We start from the raw sequence: 26,242 nt of genomic DNA, 5'->3' as shown, positions 1-26,242 counted from the left end.
GGTCTGAAAGCGTTCAATCGACTGAGGGATGAAAACGTTGTCTTGGCAACAGCAACCGGCTCTAGGGACTGAAAAACGCCACGACTCGAACGGGGGAGCCAAGGCGACAGTATAGAGATTAGGGAGTGCTGGTGATGGGGCAACGTATAGGGTCTCTCGCTATTATAGGGGTTTCTCTTGGATCCAGAAACGCCAAAGCAAGAGATTGTTAAGGTTTGGCCATAGGAGCCGGCAAACCAGCGATCGCTGAGGCTGACTTGAGGGCTAGAACGCCGCAGCAGAGAGGGGTTAAGGTTGGCGTTCAGGCTGGCGTGATATCATTAAATTTTCCAACTGAACAACAAGGCTTCCCGATTAATTGCTTGGTAAAACACGCCCATGAGCTTTGCTGCTGATTCTTCTCGGATCATTCCCACTGAGTTGCGGGACGAAATTTCGCGCTCATACCTTGAATATGCCATGAGCGTCATTGTTGGGCGTGCCCTTCCCGATGCCCGCGATGGTCTCAAACCCGTACACCGCCGCATCCTTTATGCCATGCATGAGTTGGGGCTGACCAGCGATCGCCCCTTCCGCAAATGTGCTCGTGTGGTGGGGGAAGTGCTAGGGAAATATCACCCCCACGGCGATTCAGCGGTCTATGATGCCCTCGTGCGGATGGCGCAGGACTTTTCGATGCGTCACCCCCTCATTGAAGGCCACGGCAACTTTGGCTCCATTGACAATGATCCGCCGGCCGCGATGCGCTACACCGAGTGTCGGCTGCAAGCCCTAGCCACAGCAGCCCTCTTGCAGGACATCGAGCAGGAAACCGTTGACTTTGTTGATAACTTTGACGGCTCGCAGCAGGAACCCCTAGTTTTACCGGCGCGGATTCCCCAGTTGCTGCTCAATGGCACCGCCGGCATTGCCGTGGGGATGGCGACGAATATCCCGCCCCATAATTTGGGAGAACTGGTGGATGGGCTGGTGGCCTTAATTCATAACCCCCAGATTAGCGATCGCGAGCTAATGCGCTACATTCCGGGGCCTGATTTTCCCACCGGGGGGCATATCCTCGGCCAAGGGGGCATTGAAGAGGCCTACACCACCGGTCGCGGCTCGATGACGCTGCGGGCAGTGGCCACGATTGAAACCCTTGAAGCACCGGGTCGCCAACCCCGTGAGGCGATTATCGTGACGGAGTTGCCCTACCAAACCAACAAGGCAGCGCTGATGGAAAAAATTGCCGAGTTGGTCAACGAGAAAAAAATTGAGGGCATTGCCGATCTGCGGGACGAAAGCGATCGCGACGGCATTCGGGTGGTGATTGAGCTAAAGCGGGAGGCTTACCCACGGGTGGTGCTCAACAATCTCTACAAGCAAACCCCCCTACAGGTGAATTTTGGCGCCAATATGCTGGCGATCGTCAATGGCGAGCCGCAATTGCTGACCCTCAAACGCAGTTTAGAGGTGTTCCTTAGTTTCCGTGAAGAGGCGATCGCCCGCCGTACCCGCTATGCCCTGCGCAAGGCTGAAGAACGGGATCACCTGCTCCAAGGGTTGCTGGTGGCGCTGGCCAATCTCGATGCCGTGATTCAACTCATTCGCAGTGCCAGTGACACGGCCCTTGCTCGTCAGCAATTGATGCAAACCTATGCCCTCAGTGAAGCCCAAGCCGATGCCATTTTGCAGATGCAACTGCGGCGCCTCACGGCCTTAGAGGCGGAAAAAATTGAGCAGGAGCACGCAGACCTTCAGCGGCAAATAGCCGATTATCGCGATATTTTGGCCAATCGCCAGCGGATACTGGAGATTATTGAAAAAGAAGTCACCGAACTCAAGGCCAAGTTTGCCACGCCCCGCCGATCGCTCATTGTGCAAGCGGATGGGGAGATTAGCGACACCGATTTAATTGCCAACGATAAATCTGTCATTCTCGTTACCCAGCAGGGCTACATCAAGCGCATGCCCGTGGATACCTTTGAAGCCCAAAGTCGCGATGGGCGGGGACGCAAAGGGGCAGAGATTAAAGAGGATGATGCCGTTGAGCACTTCTTTAGCTGTAATGATCACGATCGCATTCTTTTCTTTAGCGATCGCGGTTTAGTCTATGCCTTGCCCGCCTACCAAATTCCCAGTGGCTCGCGCCAAGCCCGCGGCACTCCCATTGTCCAACTGCTGCCCATTCCCCGCGAGGAAAAAATTACCTCCGTCATTGCCGTCCAAGAGTTTAGTGAAGACGAGTATCTGGTGATGCTCACCCGCAAGGGCTTCATTAAGAAAACGGCACTAGCGGCCTTTAGTAATATCCGCACCAATGGCCTGATTGCCATTTCCCTTGAAGAGGGGGATCAACTGCGGTGGGTGCGGCGTACCCGCGAAGAGGACACCATTATCATCGGCTCGCGGCAGGGCATGGCCATTCATTTTCGCGCCAGTCACGATCAACTGCGCCCCCTTGGCCGTGCCACGCGGGGGGTCAAATCCATGAGCCTGCGGCCGGGGGATGAACTAGTGGGGATGGATATTCTGCCGGCGGCGATCGCCAACCGTTTTGCTACCCCCCCGGAGGATGACAGTGCCGAGATGGAAGACGCTGAGGAGACGGTGGCGCACAGTGAAGGCCCTTGGGTACTGGTCATCACCACCAATGGCTACGGCAAGCGGGTACCCGTGCAACAGTTTCGGCTGCAAAACCGCGCCGGCATGGGCATTACCGCCACCAAATTCAAAGCCAAAAGTAACGAGGATCAACTGGCGGCTCTGCGGATTGTCAATGCCGAGGATGAATTGATGATTGTCACCAGTCGCGGCATCATTATTCGCCAAAAGGTAATGGATATTTCCTCGCAGTCGCGATCGGCCACGGGCGTCCGTCTGCAACGCCTAGATGAGGATGATGTGATTGTCACGGCAGCCGTCTTGCCCCCCGGTAGCATGGAGGCCGCGGAAGATTGAGCACCACCGCCTTTCTCACGGGTGCCAGTGGCTTTGTCGGTACCCATGTGGCACAAGTCCTTGCCGAGAGGGGGTATCGTGTCCGTGCCCTTGTGCGCCAACCGCAGCAGGCTGCCCATCTCAAGGCGTGGGGTGTGGAGTTGGTGCAAGGGGATCTCCGCACCAGTGACCTCGTTGCCCCCATGCAGGGGTGCCAAGTGCTCTTCCATGTTGCCGCCCATTACAGTCTGTGGCGGCGCGATCGCCCCCTCCTCTATGCCGTCAATGTGGAGGGCACCCGTCGCATCTTAGCTGCTGCCCGTGAGGCTGGCATTGAGCGCACCGTTTACACCAGTTCCGTGGCCGCCATTGGGGTGGATCCCAGTGGCCAACCCACCACCGAAGCCTACCAAAGCCCCCCCGAAAAGCTGATTAGCGAGTACAAGCGCTCCAAGTACTGGGCAGAGCAGGTGGCTCACGCGGCGATCCGCCAAGGGCAAGATATTGTCATTGTCAATCCCAGTACCCCCATTGGCGCTTGGGATGCGAAGCCCACCCCCACTGGTGAGATGATCCTGCGTTTTTTGCGGCGACAGATGCCCTTTTATGTCAACACGGGGTTGAACCTGATCCATGTGCGGGATGTGGCGATCGGTCATCTCTTGGCCTTGGAAAAAGGCAAAACCGGTGAACGCTACATCCTCGGTCACCAAAACCTAACGCTGGCGGACATTCTAGAACGGTTAGCTGCGATCACTGGGCTGCCGCGCCCCTTGGGTGAAATTCCCGTGGTGATTCCCCTTGTAGTGGCTTGGTTTGATGAAGTGGTGCTGGGGTCTTTGGGCAAACCACCCGCGATTCCTGTGGATGGGGTGCGAATGGCACAGCAAAAAATGTTTTACGATGCCCGCAAAGCCGTGGCCGAATTGGGCTTGCCCCAGACGCCGATTGAGGAGGCGCTCCGAGACGCCGTGACTTGGTACCGCGAACGGGGGTACTGCCCTTAGGGTTTGCGATATAGTGAGGAATGGAAATTATGAAGTTTAGTTAAGAGCTATGTTGGTCGCGCCCTTTGCCTCTCAGTTACCCTTTGTGGAAGAGACGCTGCACAGTGGTTATCAAGCCTTGCAATGGGGCAAAAACATTTTTGCGATCGCCCACAAAACCCTGAGTGCGCGTCTTTTGAATACCTTCTTTCCCACCGAAGAGCGGACGCAACCCCTTAGCCCTGAATTGCAAGCATGGCTCAAGGAACGTTATGAAGCCCTACTCCAGCAGGATTGGCAGGATGCGGCGGCTGGCTTGTATCCCCCCACACTTCTCTTTGATGCCCCTTGGGAAGAGTTTTTGCGCTTTTATCCAGTGCTGTGGCTAGATTTGCCGCAGATGTGGCAGCGGGCGCGATCGCGCCAATTTCAGGAGTTTGCCAAAAACGTGCGCCTTGAAGACTATCCGCAGTATTATCGCCAAAACTTCCACTACCAAACCGACGGCTACCTCAGTGAAACCTCCGCCAACCTCTACGATGTTCAAGTGGAACTGCTCTTTGGCGGCACGGCAGATGCGATGCGGCGGCGCGTGATTGCTCCCATTGCCCAACATTTTGCCACTCATCCTCCTACGCCACCTGTACGCATTCTCGATGTTGCCTGTGGCACCGGTCGCACCCTGAAACAACTGCGCTATGGCTTTCCAAAAGCGGCACTCTTTGGCATTGATCTGTCGCCCACCTATTTGCGCAAGGCCAACTCGCTTCTTGCTACCCAGACCGGGGATTTGCCACAACTCATTCAGGGGAATGCCGAGACCCTACCCTACGTGGACAACTACTTTAGTGCTATCACCTGTGTCTTTCTCTTCCATGAACTGCCCGCCCCAGTGCGCCAAAACGTGATTAATGAATGCGCCCGCGTTCTCCAGCCGGGGGGTGTCTTTGTCATCTGTGACTCGATTCAAGCCTTGGATTCCCCAGAGCAGCGCCCGATGATGGAAAACTTTGCCAACCTTTTCCACGAACCCTTTTACCGCAACTACATCGAAGATGATCTCAACATCCGCTTAGAAAAGGCGGGCCTAGTGGTCAAAGAGGTGCAGCACCACTTTATGAGTAAGTATTGGGTGGCCCTTAAGGCTTCTTAGCCAAAAGTACCAGTCCGCTACACTTTGTAACGGTGCCCACCTCCTGCAATGCGGGACTGCTAGGCTGAACACAGTACGTCAAAATGTCTTTTCCCTGTGGCAGTCTGGAGGGTTAATTGATGGATGGGCTGGCATGGCAAGCGGAGTTTGTCTCTGGCTTGGCGGAAATCGATCAGGAACATCAGGCACTGCTGGAGATGTTGCAGCAGTTACGCTCGGCGATCGCTGAGGGAGCAACCTTTTCGCAAGTGAAGCTGCAATTACCAGAGTGCGCTAGCGAAACGGAACGCCACTTCCAGCACGAAGAAACTCTGATGGCTGCCGCCAACCATCCCCTCTATCTCTCCCACCGTGCGGCTCACCAAAATCTGCTACGGGATTTGAGTGGGGTGCTTGAGGAGGTGCAGGGTCATCCTGAAAAGCTGACGCCAGAGACGATTGAGGCGATTGGTGCCCTCGTGGTGCGCCATATTCGCGAAGAAGATCTGCCAATGCTCTACCTGCTCACCCATCCCGAGGAGCTAGCACAGCAACAAGCGGCTGAATTAACGGCTGAAAATGCGTTTTAGCTCCCTGTGCTAACTGCTGGTTTTGCGATGTTGGATTGCCGTTAAGCCACTGCTTTGCAGCAACTCACCACTCTCGACCACGGCGTAGATGAGCCAGTGGTTGCCACAGTTCATGCGGGATTCTACCGTACATTCCAAATAGGCAAGGGCATCGAGCAAAATCGGGGCACCACTCTCAGCGCTTTTGAGGCCAAGGGTGGCTAACTGTTGCTCACCAAGGCGTTGCGCCTGCTGAAATTGGCGAACGAGGGGACTGCCTTCCTTGAGAATATTCAAGACAAAGCGATCGCCCACCAAGCAGAGGCTTTCTGCCCATTCCTGCGGCAAGGACACTGTGATACCGGGGGGATTAAACGAGGCTTGGGAGACCGACGACACCAAAATCGCTGCCGCTTGGGTAAGGTGAAAACACCCTTCCGGTAGGGTGGTCAGAACACACAGGGAACCCACGACCCGGTTCATGGCTTGTTCGGTGCGATCCACCTGTGCCTCCACGAGACTGGGGGGGCGGACGGTGCGACTCTTGCGCAGTTTCTTCAGGGCTTGGGCAAACTCGTTGGCAGCAATTTGGCATTTTTCAAGATCGCTCGCCGTGGGGGTAAACTTCACCCGCAGCGTTTCAAAGCCAAGGGTATAGCCCGCATCAAGCAACTTTTGCTCAATGTCATCAATGGCCTCGCCACTCCAACCATAGGAGCCAAAGACCCCCGCCAGCTTGGTTTGGCTGCCCTCCGCCAAGATAAACCCCAAAGCGGTTTGCACCTGTGTCGGCATGTGTCCCCCTAGGGTGGGCGAGCCAATGATAAAGCCGTCGCTACTGTGGATCAGAGCTTGCATTTCTGCTGGGGGTGTGGTTTCACAGTTAATGGCTTCCACTTGAACGCCGGCGGCGGTTAAGCCTTGGGCGATCGCGTTGGCTAGAATTGCTGTATTGCCATAGGCAGAGGCATAGAAAAGTGCCACCTTGGTGTCCTGTTCCGTTTGGGCTTGGCACCAGTCGCGATAGTCCTGAAAGAGGCGGCTACGGCTAAACTTGACCATCGGGCCGTGGGCGGGGGCATAGAGGCGCGGTGGCGGTGTCAGTTCTACCAAGCGATCCAAAATACTTTCCACTTGGCGGGTTTGCGCCGCATGCAGACATTCAAAGTAGTAGGCACGATCCGCATCGAGTTTTTTCCACTGCTCATCGTAGAGGCTATCGCCACAGACATGGGCACCAAAGAGCTTATCGGTAAACACAATTTGATTCTGAGGATCAACGGTGATCAAGCCATCGGGCCAGCGGGGCGTAGCAGCAGCAATAAACGCCAGTTGGCGATCGCCCCCTAACTCTAGGGGTGTTTCCGCACGGGGAATCCAGAGATTCAATTGCTCGCCAAGGGTGGAGCGCAAGGTTACTGCCCCTGCTTTAGAGCAGACGATAATGATCTGGGGCGCTTTTTCCAGCAAAACCTTGACGGTCGCCAGACGGTTGGAGTTGACATGACTGAGAATCAGGTACCGCAGTTGACTCAGATCAATGTGCTGCTGGAGTTCCTGCAAATAAATTTGGGTAAAGGATTCCCCTGGCGGATCCAGCAGGGCGGGTTGGGGTGCTCGGATCAGGTAGGAATTGGAGGTGGTTCCCTGCTGACGGCCATACTCCACTTCAAACTTCAGCCGATCCCAAGTGCGCGATCGCAAGACCAAAACCCCAGGCGCAATTTCTGCGACTTGAACATCACGGGGACGAGTTTCCGTGAGCATTGGACACCTCCTGAAGACCTATCTGCGGTACTGCTATCGAAAATATCGAAATAGCACTGCCACTATAACGTAGTTTAATCGCCTAGGGAATTACCAGTAAAAACTTTTATTCTTGATCATTGATGTTTTATTTGATTATTTTTCAAATAGCAAAATCATTATTTCAAATCGCAAGGTTGTTAAGTCATGGGGATTCAAAAAATGGTTAACGCTTAAAAACTTGAATAATTTCCAATCCTATCAAATTAAGAGATTCAATGTTATGGTTTTTGATCTTTGTTTTTATATTTGCTTTATAAGCAGCATCAATAAATACAACCCTTTTTTAGAATATGGGGCACGTGACGGGTATGCAATCCTCTCCCGCCCTGGCAGTTTTGAGCCTGTGTCGGGCTGTAGTTCGAGTTACTGAATGGATGCGTTTTTTTTCAGCGGTGAGGACAGTTCTGCGATTGCGCCAGCAAAACAACTATGCGATCCAAACCAGCACGGAGTTGAGCCGTGGCCTCCCCCCCTTGATTGACCACAAGACTAAAGACGAGGGGGCGATCCTGCACGGGTTCTACATAGCCCGCTAGGGCAACGACGCCCCGCAGTGTGCCGGTTTTCGCCCAGACGCGATCTTGAGCTGCTGTATTACGAAAGCGCTGGCGTAACGTCCCCGATCGCCCAGCAAGGGGGAGCGATCGCCGCCACAGCGAGGCATCCTTTGTTTGCGTTATATGTTGCAGCAGCGTGACTAAACCATTGGGGGTCAGCCAATTTTGCCGCGAGAGTCCCGAACCATCCACTAAAACCGCCCCTTGGACACCGATGCGCTCTAGATAGCGTTGGCGATAGCCGGGTTGTGCTGCCTCCAGAGCGGCAAGGAGCATTTCTGCATAGAAATTGTCACTCTCTTGGAGAACCGGCAAAATTAAGGCTTCTAGGGGGGGTGAGGCATGGCGCACCAACACATCCGGTAGGGGGTCTGCTGTCTCCACTAAGCGAATCTGCCGGATGTGAATGCCCGCTTGGGCAAAGGCCCGCTGCACCTGTTGTTGAAGATAGGGGGCAGGCTGAGGGAGGGGAATGCGCATTTCTGCTGGCTCACTGCCGACGTGGAGTTGACCCCGCACAATGATCTGCTGGCCGCGCACCTCACTTTCTAGAAATTCCGGCTCAGAGGGAGCCACGGTGCGGGTCTCATTCACCACCTGAAAATGAGTCTGCGGCTGCCGTAGTACCAAGGGTTGCCCCAACTGTTGGGGTATGACCTCTAGGTTCAGGGCATTTTGATTGAGACTAAAGCGCGTCACTACGGCGGCATAGCCCATCGTCAGGTCTTCGATCGCCCATGTGGGTTCGATCGTTACGGGTGTGACACCGCCGATTTCCAAGATTGGAATCTGGCGAATCCCCTGCTGAGCAAGACGGCTGGCCATTTGTTGCAGGTCTTGGCTGCTGAAACTGGGGTCAAAACTGCCCTGAAGACGCACCGTTTTTTGGTCGGGCGATCGCGTGCTGAGGGTGGTCTCAAAGAAATGATTAGCTCCCCAATAGTCTAAGGCGGCAGCCACTGTCGTTAGCTTGACATTCGAGGCCACCAGAAAGAGCTTTTTCCCTTGGTAGTCGTAGAGAAGATCCCCCGTGGTTAAATCCCGCACGACCATGCCCCACTGACCCCGTTGCCATTGGGGATTTTGAATTTCCTGTTGCAGGGCACGAGCCAAATCTTGGCGGCAGAGACCGAAGGCGGCAGGTGAAACCAGCAGGACAATCAGACTAGCAGGGGGCAGAAGCCATCGAAGCCATGCCATGAAGCACTACGTCCTTGACATAGACGCGATCGCAACGCTGCGTTTCCACACCCGTCGCCGGCTGATAGCCCGCCTTTTCGTACAAATGGACAGCTGTAGTCATGATTGAGGCCGTTTCAATCCAGATTTTGCGGTAGCCGGCCGCTGCAATGGCTGCCTCCAGATGGTGCAGGAGAAATGTCCCTAGGCCTTGGCCGCGTACGCGGGGATGGAGATACATTTTGCGAATTTCGACAGCCGCTTCGCCCCGCTGAATGGGATAGAAGGCGATCGTGCCCACAACTTCCGAGGCCTGCTCCACTACCCAAAATTGTCCGCCCCGGCAGTGGTAGTAATCTTCAACGTGAACCACATCGGCATCGGCGCCTTCGGGTTGCCAAGAAAGGCCAAACTCACTGAGGACATTAGCAATGAGGTGCATGACCGCTGCGCGATCGCGATCGCACCAATGGCGCACCCCACAATCCCCATAGTGAAGAAAAAATGCACTCAAGGACAGCTGCCTCCCATAAAATTACAGTCCTTTTCACAGAGAGAGAACACGCACAAAAGCATCGAAACCGCTGTGCCCCCAAAAGAACTGTACTGCCACTCTAACGATTCAGCGTGAGGCTCGCAAGATCATTTTGCTACTGTTTTTATCTTTGTTTCATCTTTGCTGCCGCCGCCGCTCTCTTAATCGCCAACTTAGTATAGGAAAAGATGCTGGACAAACGGACGATGCAAGACTTTGGCGTTGTGATTGTCGGTGGTGGCTTAGCAGGCTGTCGTGCTGCTTTGGAAATTTGCCGCCTTGCCCCAGAGACCCCGATTGCCCTTGTGTCCAAAACCCATCCCATTCGTTCCCATTCCGTTGCTGCCCAAGGGGGCATTGCCGCTACGCTGAAAAATGTGGACAGCGAAGACTCTTGGGAAAGCCACGCCTTTGATACCGTCAAGGGGTCAGACTTTCTTGCGGATCAGGATGCCGTCGCCATTCTTGCCCAAGAAGCACCCGATGTGGTGATTGACCTTGAGCACTTGGGGGTGCTCTTCTCTCGTCTGTCCGATGGCCGTATTGCCCAACGTCCCTTTGGTGGTCACACGCACCAGCGCACTTGCTATGCAGCCGACAAAACCGGTCATGCCATTCTCCACGAACTCTACTGCAATCTCCTGAAATACAACGTCACCTTTTTTAGTGAGTGGTATGTGCTGCGGCTGATTGTCGAGGATCAGCAGGCCAAGGGGGTCGTTGCCTACCACATTGAAACGGGTCAACTGGACATTCTGCGGGCACCTGCCATTCTTTTTGCCACAGGGGGCTATGGTCGCGTCTTTAATACCACCTCTAATGATTTTGCCTCCACGGGGGATGGCTTAGCGATGACGGCACGGGCAGGCTTGCCCCTTGAGGATATGGAGTTTGTCCAATTTCACCCCACGGGGTTGTATCCAGCGGGGGTTTTGATTTCTGAGGCGGTGCGCGGTGAAGGGGCTTATTTGGTCAATGCCGAGGGGGAACGCTTTATGGCACGCTATGCCCCCAGTCGCATGGAACTGGCTCCCCGTGATATTACCTCGCGGGCGATCGCCATCGAAATTCGCGAAGGGCGGGGCATCCACAGTGACGGTTCTGCAGGGGGGCCTTTTGTCTATCTCGATGTCCGCCACTTGGGTCGCGAAATAATCATGAGTCGCATTCCCTTCTGTTGGGAGGAAGCCCATCGCTTGGCGGGGGTGGATGCGGTGGTGGAGCCGATTCCTGTACGTCCGACGGTGCACTATTCAATGGGGGGGATTCCGGTCAATGTCAATGGTCAGGTGCGTGCCAATGCCACGGAACTGGTGACCGGGTTTTATGCCGCTGGTGAATGTGCCTGTGTCTCGGTGCATGGTGCCAATCGCTTGGGGAGTAATTCCCTCCTAGAATGTGTGGTCTATGGCCGCCGCACCGGTGGGGCGATCGCCAAAGATTTACCGAGCTTGCCCCAACCCCAATTTGACCCCCAGCCCTATCTACAGGCAGCGGAGCAACAGATTCAGCACCTCTTTAGTCAAGCGGGGGATTTACGCATTGCCCAACTACGGCAGCAGGTTCAAGATTGTATGACCCAATACTGTGGCGTATTTCGCACCGCGGCTCTGATGCAGAGGGGTTTGGAAGAATTGCAGCGACTGAAAGCAGCCTATTCGCGGATTCGTCTCGACGATCGCCAGCGCTATTGGAACACAGAGCTGTTAGAGGCGTTTGAGTTAGCAAATATCCTCGTGGTTGCGGAAGTGATTTTGAGCAGCGCCCTTGCTCGCCAAGAGAGTCGTGGTGCCCACTTCCGTGAAGACTATCCGCAGCGGGATGATGTCAACTTCCTACGCCACACCCTAGCCACCTACCACAGCGACGGCATGAGGATTGACTATCTGCCCGTCACCATCACCATGTTTCCCCCCCAAGAGCGCAAGTATTAAAGCCATGCGACGGTTACCTGCGACCCCTGCCCTCAACCGTTTTATTATTGGCATCACCCTCTTTGTTCTGATCATGTTGGTGGCGGTGGTGGGCTACACCCGCTTTGGCTGGAACTGGCTCGATGCCCTCTACATGTACGTGATCACCGTCTTTGGCATTGGCTACAGTGAAGTGCGACCCCTGATTACGCCGGCGCAACGCTTCTTTAACATGCTGATCATTGTGGCCGGCAGTGCAGCAACGGTTTATACCATCGGTGCGGTGGTGCAACTGTTTACCGAAGGGGAGATCAAACGCCTACTGGATCTTCAGCGGGCAAGCCGCGACATCAACAAACTCAACCGCCATGTCATTGTCTGTGGCTTTGGCCGCATTGGTCAGGTGATGGCTCAGGAATTATCGGCATTAAAAACCCCCTTTGTGATTTTGGATGTCAATGAACAGCGCATTGATCTAGCGATACAGTTGGGCTATTTGGCCTATTTGGGGAGTGCGGCGGAGGAAGAAACGCTGCGCGTGGTGGGGATCGAGCGGGCGATCGCCCTAGCGACAGTGCTGCCCAATGACACGATCAATGTCTTTATTACCCTGACAGCGCGCTCCCTAAATCCGAGCCTGCTGATTGTGGCGCGGGCGAATTTGGCAAGCACAGAAGCAAAGCTACGTATGGCAGGAGCGGATCACATCGTCTTGCCGACAAAAATTGGTGCCAGTCAAATGACTAACCTGATTCGGCGGCCACGCATTGACTTTCTTGAGCAAACGGGCGATCGCGAGACCCTGAATGAACTGTTGAGCCACATTGACGCTTGCCTAGAGGAACTGGAGATTACTGCCGATTACCCTTACGTTGGCACGCGCTTGAGTGGCCTAGAGGTGCGCGGTCAGGGGGCGTTTATTATTGTTGGCCTGCGCAAAAGTGATGGCCAGTTGTTTTCCATCCGTGCCAATCCCCTTGTGGAAGTGGGCGATACATTGATTCTATTGGGGCATGCTCAAGATACCCCCAAGCTCATTCGCAAATATACTGCCCGCCCTCGCCACTCCCAATGACAACCCCCTCACATCTCGCTGGCCTTAAGGATCATGTCATCATCTGCGGCTATGGCTCTTTGGGTCGCAGTTTAGCCATGAACTTGGCCGCCGCTGCAATCCCTTTTGTGGTGATTGACAATCAGCGGCAGCGACTACGGCTTGCCCAGCAGTCCGGCCATCTGTTTTATCGCGGCGATGATCTCATGGATGAAAATGAGCTGTTGGCGGTGGGGGTAGATCGCGCTCGCACCTTGGTGGCTGTTTTGCCCGATGATGCCAGCAATGTCTTTATCACCCTGATTGCCCGTCGTCTGAATCCCAACCTCCAGATCTTGGCCTATGGTGAGTTGCCAGCCACGGAGTCAAAATTGCGCTTTGCCGGTGCCGATCATGTGGTCTTGCCCTCGAGTATCAGTGCCCAACGCATGGTGCAGCTCATTACTCGCCCGACAGTCTTGGATTTTCTTGAGGAAAAGGATGAGCGCAGTCACTTGATTGAGCTACTCAGCCAGCTCGATCTTCAGATTGAGGAGTTTACGCTGCCCTTGGAGTCCTCGCTGGTGGGGCTAGCGATCGCCGATGTGGAAGCGAAAGGCCGAGGCCGCTTTATTATTGTTGCTGTCCGCCATCAGAACGGTGCCTTGGTGACCCACCCCCCCTTAACCTTGCCCCTAGGGCCGGGGGATACCCTGATTGCCCTTGGCCGAGCAGCGGAAATTAAAACCTTCTTTCGCCAATATGCCCACCGCCAGCCAATTCGCTATCGCGGCCTAGGAAGCTAGCCCTTCAGGCCGGCAGTGGTTTGGGAGGGAATAATATATCGTTGCAAGAAAATAAACACAATGAACACGGGCACAATTGAAATCACCGAGCCAGCGGCAATGAGTCGCCAATCCAAAGAAAACGTCCCCGCTAGGGTGACCAGGCCAATGGGCAGGGTATAAAGTTCTGGCTGATCCAAGACCAACAGGGGCCAGAGAAAATCACTCCAAGCACCAATAAACACAAAAATGCCAAGGGTAACAAGGGCAGGGCGAATGGCCGGCAGCATCACAAACCACCACAGCCCCAATTCTGAGCAGCCATCGAGGCGAGCTGCTTCCTCTAGTTCCTTGGGCACCGCCATAAAGGCCTGTCGCAACAGAAAAATACCAAAGGCAGAGGCCAAACTCGGCAGAACCATTCCCAGATAGGTATTCCGCAGCCCCAACTGCACCGCCAAAATAAACAGGGGAATCATGGTGATTTGAAAGGGAATCATGATCGTGGCCAAAATGGCCGTAAAGATCACCTCACGTCCGCGAAAGGACAGCCGTGCCAAGGGATAGGCAGCCAAAGCAGAGGTCAGGAGATTGCAGGCCACCGTTAAGACTGCCACTAGGGTACTGTTGAACAGGTACTGGCCAAAGGGAGTCGTTTGCCAAACCGTGACAAAATTCGCCCAGGTTGGTTCGGCGGGCAGCCAGCGGGGCGGAAAGGCAAAAATATCTTCATTGGCAGACTTGAAGGCGGTACTGGTGAGCCACACCAAAGGGAGCAGCATGACGATCGCGATCGCCACCAACAGCAGGTAGGTCAAGCCTCGCCGCAGGGTCATCGCCGTGTCCAAAGATTGGTAAACATCATCAACAGGCCGCCAATGACAATGGCGATCGCAAGGCCGCCAGCCATCCAGTCTAGGGTTGTCGTTTCCATCGGTAATTTCCCAAGGGTACTTTTAGACACTGCGCAAGGCAACAATCGGATCCAGCCGCGCCGCCCGTTGAGCGGGAACCACCCCAAAGAAGAGGCCAATACTGCCCGAAACGCCCACAGCAAGAGCCACAGCAACGGGAGCAACCCCAGCCTCCAAGGGGGTCAGCATCGCCACTAGCATCACACCACCTACGCCCACTCCCGTGCCAATGAGGCCACCGAGAGCCGAGAGGATCATCGCCTCAATCATAAACTGTGCCAGTATATCCCGCTGTGTGGCACCAATGGCCTTGCGCAGGCCAATTTCTTGGGTGCGTTCGGTTACCGAGACCAGCATAATGTTCATAATGCCAATCCCCCCCACCAGCAGGGAAATGCCGGCGATCGCCGCCAACATCAAGGTCAAGGCATTGCTGATATTGCCAATGATTTGCAGAGCTTCCTTTTGGGTTTGAATCGTAAAATCGTCCTCATCAACAATTTGATGGCGCAGCCGCAGGAGGTTGGTAATCTGAAACTTGGCCGCATCAATGCTTTGCTCATCGCGGGCAGACACGGAGATAAAGGTTAGGGAAATCCCATAGGGGGAGCGCTGCCCCACAATCCGGGAAGACATCGTCGTAATGGGAATATAGGCGGCCTCATCCTGATTGTTGCCAAGGAAAGCACCCTTTTCGGCCATGACGCCAATCACTTCAAAGGAAAGATTCTTGATCCGCACCTGCTGGCCCACAGGATTTTCATTGATGAAGAGCTTCCTCGCCAAATCCGAGCCTAAAATGACGACGCGGCGATGCCGTTCCACATCCTCATCAGAGATAAAGCGCCCCTGCGCCACTGTAAAACTGCGCACAGAGGGAAATGTCGGGGTTGTCCCCACAATCAGGACATTGGTATTGCGCCCTCGATAGGTGACCCGTTGTTGCACTTGGATTTGGGGTGCCACTTCCTTAACGGTGGGCACTTGGGTGGCGATCGCCTTGGCATCCTCAAGGACAAGGGTTTGCGGCACATTAAACGTGCGGTTGCGGGCTTGGGGCGTCCCCGGCACAATAAAAAGCGTATTCGGACCAAGGGATTCAAACTGACTGGCGGCATAGCGCTGTGCCCCCTGACCCACACCGACCATGGCAATCACCGCTGCGTTGCCAATTATAATCCCGAGCATTGTCAGGCCACTGCGGAGCCGATTGGCCTTGAGGGTAGCGATCGCCATGCGTACACTTTCAGCAATGTCCATGATTCAGTGCCGAAAACACCTAATTTTTAATCTAACTTGGGATCTTCTTTCCCCTCAGGTTCAGGATTGCGGCAGGGGAATACTTTTGCCATTGTAGAGATTCATGGCCGCCTCAACCCCAGACTGAATACTTAACTCAATGGCCTCCACGGCAAGGTCGAGCACGGCGGGTAAAATCGCTAGTTCGGCGGCTGAAAAATGTCCCAACACAAAGGGCACGGCATTGCGCGGTCCCGTTTGTTGCTGCAGGCGATCGCCAAAGGCAATGCCCACCTTGAGGCGGGGAAACTGTTGCGAATGACAGTGTTGAATAATTGACTTAATGCCGTTGTGTCCCCCCGTTGAGCCACTCAGGCGCAAGCGCACCCGCCCTAGGGGCAAATCGGCATCATCATAGACGACAAGGGTTCGCTCAAGGGGCAGCTTATAAAAATTCAGCAGGGCATGGAGAGACTGCCCCGAACTATTCATATAGGTAGTGGGTTTGAGGAGGCGTACCTTTTGACCATGAATCAGAACCTCTCCTACCTCTCCCAAGAAGCGCCGCTGCGGGGTCAATTGCACCCTATACCGCTCGGCAAGGGCGTCAAGGACACGAAAGCCAATATTGTGGCGCGTTGTAGCATACTCTATCCCCGGATTCCCAAGGCCGACAATCACACAGGGCTGGAGTGCCATGCCACCTAAGCGGAGGGTTCCCGAGGCGATTCAGATTCTGCCTTGGCCTGCTGTTCCTGCTCGAGGGCAGCGGTCTGCCGCTTCATTTCATCTTGGAATTCGCGGGAGGCTTCCTCAAAAGCACGCTTTGTTTTGCCAAGGCTGCGGCCAATTTCCGGCAGCTTTTTCGGCCCAAAGATGAGCAGCGCCACCACCAAAATGACGATGAGTTCCGGCAGACCGATCCCAAAAACGTTCATGGATTATCCCAGTGCTTTCCAACTCACGTTAACACCATCGAGGATCAGTGTCGAGTTGTAGATTTGCAGAATGATCAGCAAAAAGACCAAAAATAGCCCCATAAAGACCGCCATCAAGGGAGTGGTACCCCAGCCGGGGGCGACTTTACCGTATTCAGAGTTCAAGGGGCGCAGAAGATCCCCGAGCCAAGTCCGTCGTGCCATAAATCCCTTTTTTGAACGAAATGAACAGCGTTTTAATGTTTCGTAATATTATAGAAGCACATCTTGCTCCCATTTAGTACGCTTCTATGGAACCTGCAACAGTTCTTAGCATTGCTCTCGCTGCCGTCTGCATTGGTGTCACTGGCTACTCCATCTATCTTTCCTTTGGCCCCCCCTCGAAGGAGCTAGCGGATCCTTTCGACGATCACGAGGACTAAAATCACAATCCCTCGACGGGAACTCCCAAAAAGCTGGCGATTGTCGCTCCCTGCGTCTCCAATTCCGCCAAGGGCAAGGGCGCACCTACGCGCGTTAGGGGAACTTCACCCCGGCCTTTAATCTTGAGGTAGAGGGCACGCTTGGGGTTGAGTCCCTCTTTAATGACAATTTTCACAGCTTGAACATCGCTGATCGGGCAGCTGACCTCAATGCGGCGGTTCTTACCGGGGAAGCCCCAACGGAAAATGCGCACAAAGCCCGTTTCTTTGTTGAACTCGTTAAAGCCACCGCCAATATCCCAGGCGATCGCCAGCCACAGATACGTTGCCAACAGCAGCGCCGCCACCCCATAAAAGCCAATGGCAATGCCTTGGGGAATAAAGACCAAATCAATTGGTTTCCCAATCGGCAGTAGGTTGCGGTGCAAATAGCTAGAAAGACCAGCCAAAAAGAAGCCCAAGCCACCAATGGAGACCGCTGTTGCCCAAAAGTAGTTACTAGGGCGACGGGAACCCAGCACCCTATAGCGTAGAATCGACTCTTGACGCGGGGATGGCTCAGTTACAGGGGAGTTCGTCATAGCTTGCGTTGCCAAAGTTAAAGCACTTTACATATTAAGAGAAATTGGGGGTATTCCTAAGGGAAGAATTTCTCTGCCCCACAATCCTCTGCATAAAAGCTAGGCTAGAACTACTCTTGGGTGGCTAATTCTACCTGTAGAGTAGGGAAGTCCGAAACAGCGTTTTTCTTGCAATCCATACAATATAAATAGTTAAAAAATGTAAAAAGGGGTCAAAGGGTTAGCTATGCAACCATCCAATCCAAATCAATTTACCGAAAAAGCATGGGCCGCGATCGCCCGCACACCAGATCTAGCCAAGCAGGCACAGCACCAGAATCTCGAAAGTGAACACCTGATGAAATCGCTGCTCGAGCAAGAGGGTCTAGCGACACAAATTTTCCAAAAAGCTGGCTGTTCGGTGCAGCGCATTCGCGATCTCACCGATGAATTCATTAACCGTCAGCCGAAAATCAGTAATCCCAGTGGCGTCTATCTAGGGCAGAGCCTCGATAAGCTGCTTGATCGCGCCGAAGAGGCACGCAAACAGTTTGGGGATGAGTTTATCTCGATTGAGCACTTGGTATTGGCCTTTGCCCAAGACGATCGCTTTGGCAAAAAACTCCTTCAGGAGGTCGGCCTGAGCGAAAAAGCCCTACGGGAAGCGATTCAGCAAATTCGCGGCTCCCAAAGAGTGACGGATCAAAATCCAGAGGGCAAATATGCGGCGCTGGAAAAATATGGCCGTGATCTGACGCTCTTGGCTCGTCAAGGGAAACTGGATCCCGTCATTGGCCGTGATGATGAAATTCGCCGTGTGATTCAGATTCTTTCCCGCCGTACCAAAAATAACCCAGTGCTCATTGGTGAACCCGGCGTTGGTAAAACCGCCATTGCCGAAGGCTTGGCACAGCGGATTGTGGCCGGGGATGTGCCGGATTCCCTGCGCGATCGCCAGTTGATTGCTCTCGACATGGGTGCCTTGATTGCCGGTGCCAAGTATCGCGGTGAATTTGAAGAGCGCCTCAAAGCAGTTCTCAAGGAGGTCACCGACTCCAACGGCCAAATCATCCTCTTTATTGATGAAATCCACACTGTCGTTGGTGCCGGGGCAACCCAAGGGGCGATGGATGCCGGCAACCTGCTCAAACCGATGCTGGCACGGGGGGAACTGCGCTGTATTGGTGCCACCACCCTTGATGAGTACCGCAAGTACATTGAAAAGGATGCAGCCTTAGAGCGGCGCTTCCAGCAGGTCTATGTGGATCAGCCCAGCGTTGAGGACACGATCTCCATCTTGCGGGGTCTCAAGGAACGCTATGAGATCCACCATGGCGTGAAAATTTCCGATACTGCCTTGGTGGCAGCAGCTACGCTCTCAACCCGCTACATTAGCGATCGCTTCTTGCCCGACAAAGCGATTGACCTCGTGGACGAAGCGGCAGCCAAATTAAAAATGGAGATTACCTCGAAACCTGAGGAACTGGATGAGATTGACCGCAAAATCCTGCAGCTGGAAATGGAGCGGCTCTCCTTGCAAAAAGAAACCTCCGCTGCTTCGCGCGATCGCCTTGAGAAACTGGAAAAAGAGCTAGCGGATCTCAAGGAGGAGCAAAGCCGCCTCAATGCCCAGTGGCAAGCAGAAAAAGAGGTCATTGACCGTCTCCAAGCCATCAAAGAGGACATCGAAAAAGTCAATATCGAGATCCAGCAAGCGGAGCGCAACTACGACCTTAACCGTGCTGCTGAACTGAAGTACGGCAAGCTCACAGAACTGCACAAACAACTGGCGGCAGCCGAAGCCAAACTGCGGGAGATTCAAGTGGGCGGGCGATCGCTCCTGCGGGATGAAGTGACCGAGGCCGACATTGCCGAAATCATCTCCAAGTGGACAGGCATCCCCGTGAGCAAACTGGTGGAGTCGGAAGCCCAAAAACTGCTCCACCTTGAAGAAGAGTTGCACAAACGGGTTGTGGGTCAAGATGAGGCGGTCACCGCAGTGGCGGAAGCCATTCAGCGCTCCCGTGCCGGGCTAGCGGATCCCAACCGTCCCATTGCCAGCTTCATCTTCCTTGGGCCAACGGGTGTCGGTAAAACGGAATTGGCCAAAGCCTTGGCGGCCTTCATGTTCGACACCGAAGAGGCGATGGTGCGGATTGATATGTCCGAGTACATGGAGAAACACGCCGTATCGCGGTTGATTGGGGCGCCCCCCGGTTATGTGGGCTATGACGAAGGCGGTCAACTCACGGAAGCCATTCGCCGCCGTCCCTATGCCGTGGTTCTCTTCGATGAGATCGAGAAAGCCCATCCTGATGTCTTCAACGTGTTCCTGCAAATTCTTGATGATGGCCGTGTCACCGACTCCCAAGGGCGGACGGTGGACTTCAAGAACACCATCATCATTATGACCAGCAACATTGGTTCCCAGTACATTCTCGATGTTGCCGGCGATGACAGCCGCTACACGGAAATGTACAACCGCGTCATGGAGGCAATGCGTGCCCACTTCCGCCCCGAGTTCCTCAACCGTGTGGATGAATTTATCATCTTCCACAGCCTGCGTAAGGATCAATTGCGGCAAATTGTTCAATTGCAGGTGCAGCGGTTGCAGCAACGCTTGAGCGATCGCCACATTAACTTGTCCCTCACAGAGAAGGCGATCGACTTCTTGGCCGAAGTGGGTTATGACCCTGTCTATGGTGCCCGCCCGCTGAAACGCGCCATCCAGAAACAACTGGAAACCCCCATTGCCAAAGCTATCCTACGGGGCGACTTCTTCGATGGCGATACGATTCTGGTGGATGTGGGCGAGAACGAACGCCTCAGCTTCCAGCGTCAAGCGGAACTGGTAACCGTTTAGGTGCAACTGAAACTGATTCAAGAGGGTTGGGTTGGGGCTTTCCCCTCAGCCCTCTTTTTTTGACCAAGCGTTTTAGTAGCCTCGGTCAAACAGGGTAATCTTGGCCAACAGTCCTGCCACCATCAAAAAGAGAGCCACTAGCAGTGCCCAGAGGCGGTTTTCCGTCGAGCCTTGACGCTTCCCTAAGTCCACTAACTGCTCACGATTGGTTTGCACCTCCAAGCGCACTGCCTCAATTTTGGCTTCTATAGTGTTGAATTTCTCGTCAATCGTGTTAAACTTTTCGTCAAATTTTGCTTCCAGCGTGTTCAGCTTCTCTTCAAACTTGGCTTCTAGTGTGTTGAACTTTTCTTCAAATCTGACTTCTATAGCATTCAATTTCTCATCTACTATCTGGAACTTTTGATCAATCGTATTGAATTTCTCACGGATTTCCGCGTGACCGACTTTCACCTCAAGGGTAAGTTCCGCCAGTTGGGACTGCATAGCCTTCATGGTCTCGAGGACTTCTGCGAATTGAGACTGGGTGACGGGTTCACTCATGCTGCTCATCCTTAGACTTGGTCAAACAGGGTAATCTTGGCCAATAGTCCCGCCACCATCAAAAAGAGTGCCACTAGCAGTGCCCAAAGGCGATTTTCCGTTGAACCTTGACGCTTCCCTAAGTCCACTAACTGCTCGCGATTGGTTTGCACTTCCAAGCGAACCGCCTCGATTTTGGCTTCTATGGTGTTGAATTTCTCGTCAATCGTGTTAAACTTCTCGTCAAATTTTGCTTCTAGCGTGTTCAGCTTCTCTTCAAACTTGGCTTCCAGCGTGTTCAGTTTCTCTTCAAACTTGGCCTCCAGAGTCTGGAATTTTTGATCAATCGTGTTAAATTTCTCACGGATTTCCGCGTGACCGACTTTCACCTCAAGGGTAAGTTCCGCCAGTTGCGACTGCATGGCTTTCATGGTCTCGAGGACTTCTGTCAGTTGCGATTGGGTGACGGGTTCACTCATGGGTGGAGTTCAAGGGGACTTAAGTTTATTCTAGAGTGACCCAGCAATTTCCGTTTTTAACGTCTCCATAAATGCCGAATAATTTTGGTGGTTGGCTGGGAAGCCGAGTTATAGCCAAGTCTGGGGTAATGTGTCTGCAATAAACTGACGTGCTTCAGTACCATCGTCAGGCTGGCGATCGCCTCCTTGGTATTTCCCAATTGCTCCTCCAGCCAAGCCAGATTGCGACGATGATTTAGTTCTGCTTCTAAAACGATAATTTCTTATTGGCAGAAAATTAAATGGTTATTAACTCTCAGATGGTAGGGTGTTATATGCTACACAGGCAAGGGTGATTTTTCGTATTTTTACTTCCTCCTATCTGGTGATTTTTGCGACCTGTACTCCTCAGAATGCCCAAAACGAACCTCAAAGGATACAGAGACAGGGCAAACGCCGGCAAGGGTCTGACGGTATATTGGATTCAGACTGCCAGCCCCAATCTTTGGTAACGGTGAGGAAACTTGTGTTCATGGTCAGTGAGCAACAGCAATGGTAAGTTCTGGTCCCAAGCCCCGTCCAGAAGGGTTTGCTGCTCTGATGCGGAACAAGAATTTCCTCAAGTTATGGGGCGGTCAAATCATCTCCCAACTGGCGGACAAAATTTTTCTCGTCCTCCTAATTACACTGGCGGTTTCCTATGACGCCAGCTATGAACTGCCCGGCTCTAAGGCCTCAGCCGTAATGATTGCCAATACGCTACCAGCGGTCTTCTTTGGTTCAACGGCGGGCACCTTTGTGGATCGCTACCCGAAGCGGGAGCTAATGAGCATTACCAATATTCTGCGCGGGCTACTGGTTTTTGCTCTGATCTTTATTCCGAAGCGGTTTACGCTGCTGCTCCTGATTGCCTTTTCTGAGTCCATTCTTACGCAATTCTTTGCCCCGGCAGAACAGGCGGCGATTCCCCTGCTAGTGAAGGAGGAAAATCTGCTCTCGGCGAATGCCCTCTTTATCACAACAATGATGGGGTCACTTGTAGTGGGGTTTGCCATCGGTGAGCCATTGCTGAGTGGTGCTGTGGCCATAGGGGGTGTCTATGCCCGTGAAGTCGTTGTCGGTGCGCTGTACGTTATGGCGGGATTGGTTTTAGCCTCGATTCGCTACCGAGAAGCAGTTCATGAGCGCGATCGCCACCTCAATGTATGGCAGGACTTGCAGGAGGGGTTTCACTACGTGCGCAAAAATCGCCTCTTGGGGAATGCCATGCTCCAGTTAACGATCCTCTATTGTGTCTTTGCCGCCTTGACGGTGTTGGCCGTCAGTTTAGCCCAAGAAATTGGCCTGCGTCCTAATCAGTTTGGCTTTCTCTTGGCCGCCGCAGGGCTGGGGTTAATTTTAGGGGCGGGGGTTTTGGGCCAATGGGGGGAAAAATTGCATCATCGACCCCTGCCTTTGATTGGCTTTTTGGTGATGGCAGCCGTCCTGCTGGTCTTTGCCTTTGTGCATCATCTGTGGGTGGGTCTGGGCTTAAGTATTTTGCTGGGAATGGGGGCATCTTTAATTGGTATTCCCATGCAGACCCTCATTCAAGTTCGGACGCCGGCGACGATGCGGGGTAAGGTCTTTGGCTTCCAAAATAACATTGTCAATATTGCCCTCAGTGTGCCCTTGGCGATCGCCGGGATTCTTTCGGACTTCCTTGGCCTCACAGTGGTCATGGTGGGGATGGGGGGCGTGGTGGCGATCGCGGGCATTTGGGCATGGCGGAATACACGAGCCGTTCTTGAGGATGCGATTTAGGAGACAGGAATGCCCCTACTACACTTGAGTACTTGGCCAGAGGTCGAAGCCTATCTCAACACTTCCAAGGGGATGATTATTCCCATTGGCTCCACGGAGCAGCACGGCCCTATGGGTCTCATTGGTACTGATGCCCTCTGTGCCGAGGCGATCGCCAAAGGGGTAGGGGAAGCAACTCATGCCCTTGTTGCCCCGACAGTTTCCGTGGGCATGGCCTTACACCATACGGCTTTCCCCGGCACCATTAGTTTGCGCCCTAGCACGTTGATTCTTGTCATTCGCGACTATTTAGTGAGCTTGGTACGCGCAGGCTTTCAACGCTTCTTTTTCATTAATGGTCATGGCGGCAATATCGCGACAGTGAAGGCGGCCTTTGCGGAAACCTATGCCGTTTTGGCAGATCTGCCCATCCCAGAGGCGGATCAGGTGCGCTGTGAGTTGGCCAACTGGTTTATGTGTAGTTCAGTGATGCAACTAGCACGGGAATTGTATGGCGATCGCGAGGGTTCCCATGCCACCCCCAGTGAAGTGGCGGTGACCCAATTTCTCTATCCAGAGGCCATTAAACGCGTTCCCCTCAATCCCGAAGTCAACACCAGTCATGCCATCTACGGTGCCGCAGATTTTCGCCGCCGCTATCCCGATGGTCGTATGGGGGCAGATTCCAGCTTGGCTACCCCTGAGCATGGACAGCAATTCTATGAGCGGGCTGTTCAGGAGTTGAGCGATCGCTACCGTCAATTTCTGCAAGCCGACTAAATGACTTTCTCTCTCCCAGCTCAAACGTGGCATTGGCACGGTTACCCGATTCTCTATCGGCATCAAGGGACTCAGGGCATCCCCCTACTCCTGATTCACGGCTTTGGTGCCTCTAGCTTGCATTGGCGCAAAAACATCCCTGCCCTTGCGGCTCACCATCAAGTCTATGCCATTGATTTACTGGGCTTTGGTGGCTCCGCCAAACCCGCTCCCTCGGTCATCCCCTATACATTTGAGACGTGGGCAACCTTGGTTCTAGACTTTTGCCGCGAGGTCATTGGTCAGCCCACGGTTTTAATCGGCAACTCCATTGGCTGCGTCGTTGCTTTACAGGCCGCTGTTTTCCAGCCTGCATGGGTCAGTCAACTGATCCTGCTGAACTGCTCTTTGCGTCAGCTCCACGATCGCAAGCGATCGCAACTCCCTTTGTACCGCCGTTGGGGAACCAGCCTACTCCAGCAACTTTTAGGCAATCGCACCCTTGGCACCTACTTTTTCCGCCAAATTGCCCAACGCCGTACTGTGCGCCGTATTCTGCACCAAGCCTATGCCAACACTGCCGCCGTCACCGATGAACTGGTAGAGATATTACTCACCCCTGCCCAAGATAGGGGTGCTGCCGAGGTCTTCTTAGCCTTTGTCCGCTATTCCCAAGGTCCCTTACCCGAAGACCTGCTACCCCAGATTCCCTGCCCCACCTATTTCCTGTGGGGTGCCGCCGACCCTTGGGAACCCATTGATGAAGGGCAGAAGCTAGCTCAATTTCCCTGTGTGCAGGAGTTTGTCGCCTTACCAGAGGTGGGCCATTGCCCTCAAGATGAAGCACCTGAGCAGGTGAATGCCCACATTCTGAAATGGTTGGGCAAAATTTCCATCACTGACTAGGATGTTCTCTGAACTCGTGTTATACTGGTAAAGCTTAACGGGGCGTAGCGCAGCTTGGTAGCGCACCACTTTGGGGTAGTGGGGGTCGTGGGTTCAAATCCCGCCGCTCCGATTTTGAGAAGCCAGCCATGTACCTACTTGACACTAGACTAAGTGTATAATTTTGATATAACTCTAAATTGGAAAGGCTTGACTTCCTGAAGGATGTAAATGCAATGAACATAACTAAGGTAAAAAATGCAATTAAAAGAGTTCCTGTAGCCAGATATCTATATCAGAGGTTATACGGCAATTTCATCAAATTTCTATATCTTCCTAAAATTGAATCTGAAAAAGATACTATCCACTTCCTAGGCATAGATACAAAGCCTACTATTCTACCAGCAGTACTTGCTTACTCGTTGTCTAATGAGAAGTTTAGTCAAAATTCATTCTATGGTGTATCTAAAGTCATAAAGCAGTATGCAAATATTCCTGTAAAGCAAAGATTGATTGCTACGATTGAACATGGTCTTTACTTGAGTAATGATTTTTTTATTGATGATCTGTGTCCAGATACACGTGGAATCATTACATTTAGCCAGTACAGGAAAGAAATACTTTTGAAGTACACAAGCAAAAAAATAGTACCTATTGGCCCCTACATACATTATGCTGATTTGATTAACAGTCAAACTTTATTAGAAATCAAGCAAAATCTAGGAAATACTCTTTTATTTTTCTTGGCGCATTCATCGGGTCACAAAAAAGAAGTTGTAAGAGCAAAGTTTGACCACTTATCAGCATTAAACTATCTCAAACGATTAAAAAATGAATTTAAATCTATTGTGGTCTGTTTCTTCTGGTTAGATTGTAAGCCAGAAATAGTTTCTCTTTACTTAAAAGCTGGTTTTTACTGCACAACAGTAGGCCATAGTCTTGACTGGAATTTTATGAATCGTCTTAAGTCAATTATTTATCTTGCAGACGTTACAGCATCCAATGCTATTGGTACCCATGTGGGTTACTGTATCTATATGGGAAAACCGCACTGGCTATTCAAGCAACAAATAGACTATGATATACCACAAAGTCTCTACATTAGGGAATCTAAAGCTGTAAGTGACTATTACTCATCAATCGAATATCAGCAACTTGCTCGGCTTTTTGAAAAACACTCACAGACAATAACGGATGAGCAATATCAAATGTGTAATTTCTTATGGGGATTTGATCAGGTTAAGAATAAGGAAGAACTACGTTCAATCTTGCACGAATTTATATAAGATTGAGTCGATTATTTCTGCAGATTGTCTTAGTAGTTCTGGTTCCCGTGAGATTCTAGCTGATGGCAAATATGGTACGCTGGTTCCTGTCGGCGATGTCAATGCCTTAGCCAAAGCCATGACTGAAGCCCTAATGAGTTCACCAGAGCCTGAATTCCTAAAGCAACGAGCGGCTGACTTCTCGGTTGAAAAGATTG

At 52.9% G+C, this 26,242-nt stretch carries 24 protein-coding genes and 1 tRNA gene; 14 read left to right on the top strand and 11 right to left on the bottom strand.

Annotation, left to right across the window (positions count from 1 at the left end; all coding sequences use genetic code 11):
* Positions 1-378 precede the first annotated feature (378 nt).
* From gyrA to M0646_RS09290, 4 genes are all read left to right on the top strand, one after another.
* Positions 379-2,940, top strand: a complete 2,562-nt coding sequence (gyrA, locus tag M0646_RS09305) for a DNA gyrase subunit A (RefSeq protein ID WP_286649569.1) — start codon at positions 379-381, stop codon at positions 2,938-2,940.
* Positions 2,937-3,926, top strand: coding sequence for a hopanoid-associated sugar epimerase (hpnA, locus tag M0646_RS09300; RefSeq protein ID WP_286625462.1), 990 nt, complete (start codon positions 2,937-2,939; stop codon positions 3,924-3,926). Before gyrA ends, hpnA begins: the two co-directional genes overlap by 4 nt.
* 49 nt (positions 3,927-3,975) lie before the next feature.
* Positions 3,976-5,058, top strand: coding sequence for a class I SAM-dependent methyltransferase (locus M0646_RS09295; protein WP_286625460.1), 1,083 nt, complete (start codon positions 3,976-3,978; stop codon positions 5,056-5,058).
* Positions 5,059-5,177: 119 nt separating this feature from the next.
* Positions 5,178-5,627 carry a hemerythrin family protein gene (locus M0646_RS09290; RefSeq protein WP_286625458.1) on the top strand — a complete coding sequence of 150 codons (450 nt, stop codon included), beginning with the start codon at positions 5,178-5,180 and terminating at the stop codon, positions 5,625-5,627.
* Between the two features lie 9 nt (positions 5,628-5,636).
* Here M0646_RS09290 and M0646_RS09285 read toward each other — a convergent pair whose 3' ends face one another.
* The 3 genes from M0646_RS09285 to M0646_RS09275 form a co-directional block, all read right to left on the bottom strand.
* Positions 5,637-7,373, bottom strand: a complete 1,737-nt coding sequence (locus M0646_RS09285; protein WP_286625457.1) for a diflavin flavoprotein — start codon at positions 7,371-7,373, stop codon at positions 5,637-5,639.
* Positions 7,374-7,801: 428 nt separating this feature from the next.
* Positions 7,802-9,172: a D-alanyl-D-alanine carboxypeptidase/D-alanyl-D-alanine-endopeptidase gene (dacB, locus tag M0646_RS09280; protein WP_286625456.1), complete on the bottom strand. Its 1,371-nt coding sequence runs from the start codon at positions 9,170-9,172 to the stop codon at positions 7,802-7,804.
* On the bottom strand, positions 9,138-9,593 hold the full coding sequence (locus M0646_RS09275) for a GNAT family N-acetyltransferase (protein ID WP_399363233.1): 456 nt from the start codon (positions 9,591-9,593) through the stop codon (positions 9,138-9,140). Before M0646_RS09275 ends, dacB begins: the two co-directional genes overlap by 35 nt.
* 299 nt (positions 9,594-9,892) lie before the next feature.
* Here M0646_RS09275 and M0646_RS09270 point away from each other — a divergent pair, with 299 nt between their 5' ends.
* The 3 genes from M0646_RS09270 to M0646_RS09260 are packed head-to-tail and all read left to right on the top strand — an operon-like array spanning position 9,893 to position 13,438.
* Positions 9,893-11,620 carry a succinate dehydrogenase/fumarate reductase flavoprotein subunit gene (locus tag M0646_RS09270; protein WP_310829036.1) on the top strand — a complete coding sequence of 576 codons (1,728 nt, stop codon included), beginning with the start codon at positions 9,893-9,895 and terminating at the stop codon, positions 11,618-11,620.
* A gap of 4 nt (positions 11,621-11,624) precedes the next feature.
* Positions 11,625-12,674, top strand: coding sequence for a TrkA family potassium uptake protein (locus M0646_RS09265; RefSeq protein ID WP_149820205.1), 1,050 nt, complete (start codon positions 11,625-11,627; stop codon positions 12,672-12,674).
* On the top strand, positions 12,671-13,438 hold the full coding sequence (locus tag M0646_RS09260) for a TrkA family potassium uptake protein (protein ID WP_149820203.1): 768 nt from the start codon (positions 12,671-12,673) through the stop codon (positions 13,436-13,438). The genes M0646_RS09265 and M0646_RS09260 overlap by 4 nt, the downstream gene beginning before the upstream one ends.
* Here the strand turns inward: M0646_RS09260 and M0646_RS09255 are convergent.
* The 5 genes from M0646_RS09255 to psbH all read right to left on the bottom strand — a co-directional run bounded on the left by M0646_RS09255 (position 13,435) and on the right by psbH (position 16,712).
* Entirely contained in the window at positions 13,435-14,253 is an 819-nt protein-coding gene (locus M0646_RS09255; protein ID WP_149820201.1) for a carbohydrate ABC transporter permease, read from the bottom strand. The two genes, M0646_RS09260 and M0646_RS09255, sit on opposite strands and share 4 nt — an antisense overlap.
* A 120-nt stretch (positions 14,254-14,373) precedes the next feature.
* Entirely contained in the window at positions 14,374-15,591 is a 1,218-nt protein-coding gene (locus M0646_RS09250) for an ABC transporter permease (protein WP_149820199.1), read from the bottom strand.
* Positions 15,592-15,651: 60 nt separating this feature from the next.
* Entirely contained in the window at positions 15,652-16,269 is a 618-nt protein-coding gene (gene pth, locus M0646_RS09245) for an aminoacyl-tRNA hydrolase (RefSeq protein WP_286625453.1), read from the bottom strand.
* Between the two features lie 5 nt (positions 16,270-16,274).
* Positions 16,275-16,508 carry a TatA/E family twin arginine-targeting protein translocase gene (locus tag M0646_RS09240; RefSeq protein WP_149820194.1) on the bottom strand — a complete coding sequence of 78 codons (234 nt, stop codon included), beginning with the start codon at positions 16,506-16,508 and terminating at the stop codon, positions 16,275-16,277.
* Positions 16,509-16,511: 3 nt separating this feature from the next.
* On the bottom strand, positions 16,512-16,712 hold the full coding sequence (psbH, locus tag M0646_RS09235; RefSeq protein WP_149820192.1) for a photosystem II reaction center phosphoprotein PsbH: 201 nt from the start codon (positions 16,710-16,712) through the stop codon (positions 16,512-16,514).
* A gap of 86 nt (positions 16,713-16,798) precedes the next feature.
* On the opposite strand from psbH, the gene psbN reads away from it, so the two are divergent.
* On the top strand, positions 16,799-16,930 hold the full coding sequence (gene psbN / locus M0646_RS09230) for a photosystem II reaction center protein PsbN (RefSeq protein ID WP_011057227.1): 132 nt from the start codon (positions 16,799-16,801) through the stop codon (positions 16,928-16,930).
* A gap of 2 nt (positions 16,931-16,932) precedes the next feature.
* On the opposite strand, the gene M0646_RS09225 is transcribed toward psbN, so the two are convergent.
* Positions 16,933-17,511 carry a photosystem I assembly protein Ycf4 gene (locus M0646_RS09225; RefSeq protein WP_149820191.1) on the bottom strand — a complete coding sequence of 193 codons (579 nt, stop codon included), beginning with the start codon at positions 17,509-17,511 and terminating at the stop codon, positions 16,933-16,935.
* 226 nt (positions 17,512-17,737) lie between these two features.
* Here M0646_RS09225 and clpB point away from each other — a divergent pair, with 226 nt between their 5' ends.
* Positions 17,738-20,353 carry an ATP-dependent chaperone ClpB gene (gene clpB, locus M0646_RS09220; protein WP_149820189.1) on the top strand — a complete coding sequence of 872 codons (2,616 nt, stop codon included), beginning with the start codon at positions 17,738-17,740 and terminating at the stop codon, positions 20,351-20,353.
* A gap of 72 nt (positions 20,354-20,425) precedes the next feature.
* Here the strand turns inward: clpB and M0646_RS09215 are convergent, their stop codons facing one another.
* Positions 20,426-20,896: a hypothetical protein gene (locus M0646_RS09215; protein ID WP_206201141.1), complete on the bottom strand. Its 471-nt coding sequence runs from the start codon at positions 20,894-20,896 to the stop codon at positions 20,426-20,428.
* 11 nt (positions 20,897-20,907) lie between these two features.
* A complete protein-coding gene (locus M0646_RS09210; protein ID WP_149820185.1) occupies positions 20,908-21,354 on the bottom strand; it encodes a hypothetical protein in 447 nt (148 codons plus the stop codon).
* Positions 21,355-21,885: 531 nt separating this feature from the next.
* Here M0646_RS09210 and M0646_RS09205 point away from each other — a divergent pair.
* The 5 genes from M0646_RS09205 (at position 21,886) to M0646_RS09185 (ending at position 26,045) form a co-directional block, all read left to right on the top strand.
* Positions 21,886-23,136, top strand: coding sequence for an MFS transporter (locus tag M0646_RS09205; RefSeq protein ID WP_149820181.1), 1,251 nt, complete (start codon positions 21,886-21,888; stop codon positions 23,134-23,136).
* Between the two features lie 9 nt (positions 23,137-23,145).
* Positions 23,146-23,895, top strand: a complete 750-nt coding sequence (locus tag M0646_RS09200) for a creatininase family protein (RefSeq protein WP_286625450.1) — start codon at positions 23,146-23,148, stop codon at positions 23,893-23,895.
* Positions 23,896-24,780 (top strand): alpha/beta fold hydrolase, encoded by an 885-nt coding sequence (locus tag M0646_RS09195; RefSeq protein ID WP_286649567.1) that lies wholly within the window; start codon positions 23,896-23,898, stop codon positions 24,778-24,780.
* 38 nt (positions 24,781-24,818) lie between these two features.
* A tRNA-Pro gene (locus M0646_RS09190) sits at positions 24,819-24,892 on the top strand.
* A gap of 103 nt (positions 24,893-24,995) precedes the next feature.
* Positions 24,996-26,045 (top strand): hypothetical protein, encoded by a 1,050-nt coding sequence (locus M0646_RS09185; protein WP_286625448.1) that lies wholly within the window; start codon positions 24,996-24,998, stop codon positions 26,043-26,045.
* The last annotated feature ends 197 nt before the right edge of the window (positions 26,046-26,242 follow it).

Origin of the sequence: Thermosynechococcus sp. B3, assembly GCF_030323045.1 — a bacterium.
Lineage (GTDB): Bacteria > Cyanobacteriota > Cyanobacteriia > Thermosynechococcales > Thermosynechococcaceae > Thermosynechococcus.
Note: the sequence above shows the minus strand (reverse complement) of the source record. Positions and strands in the feature narration are given on the sequence as shown.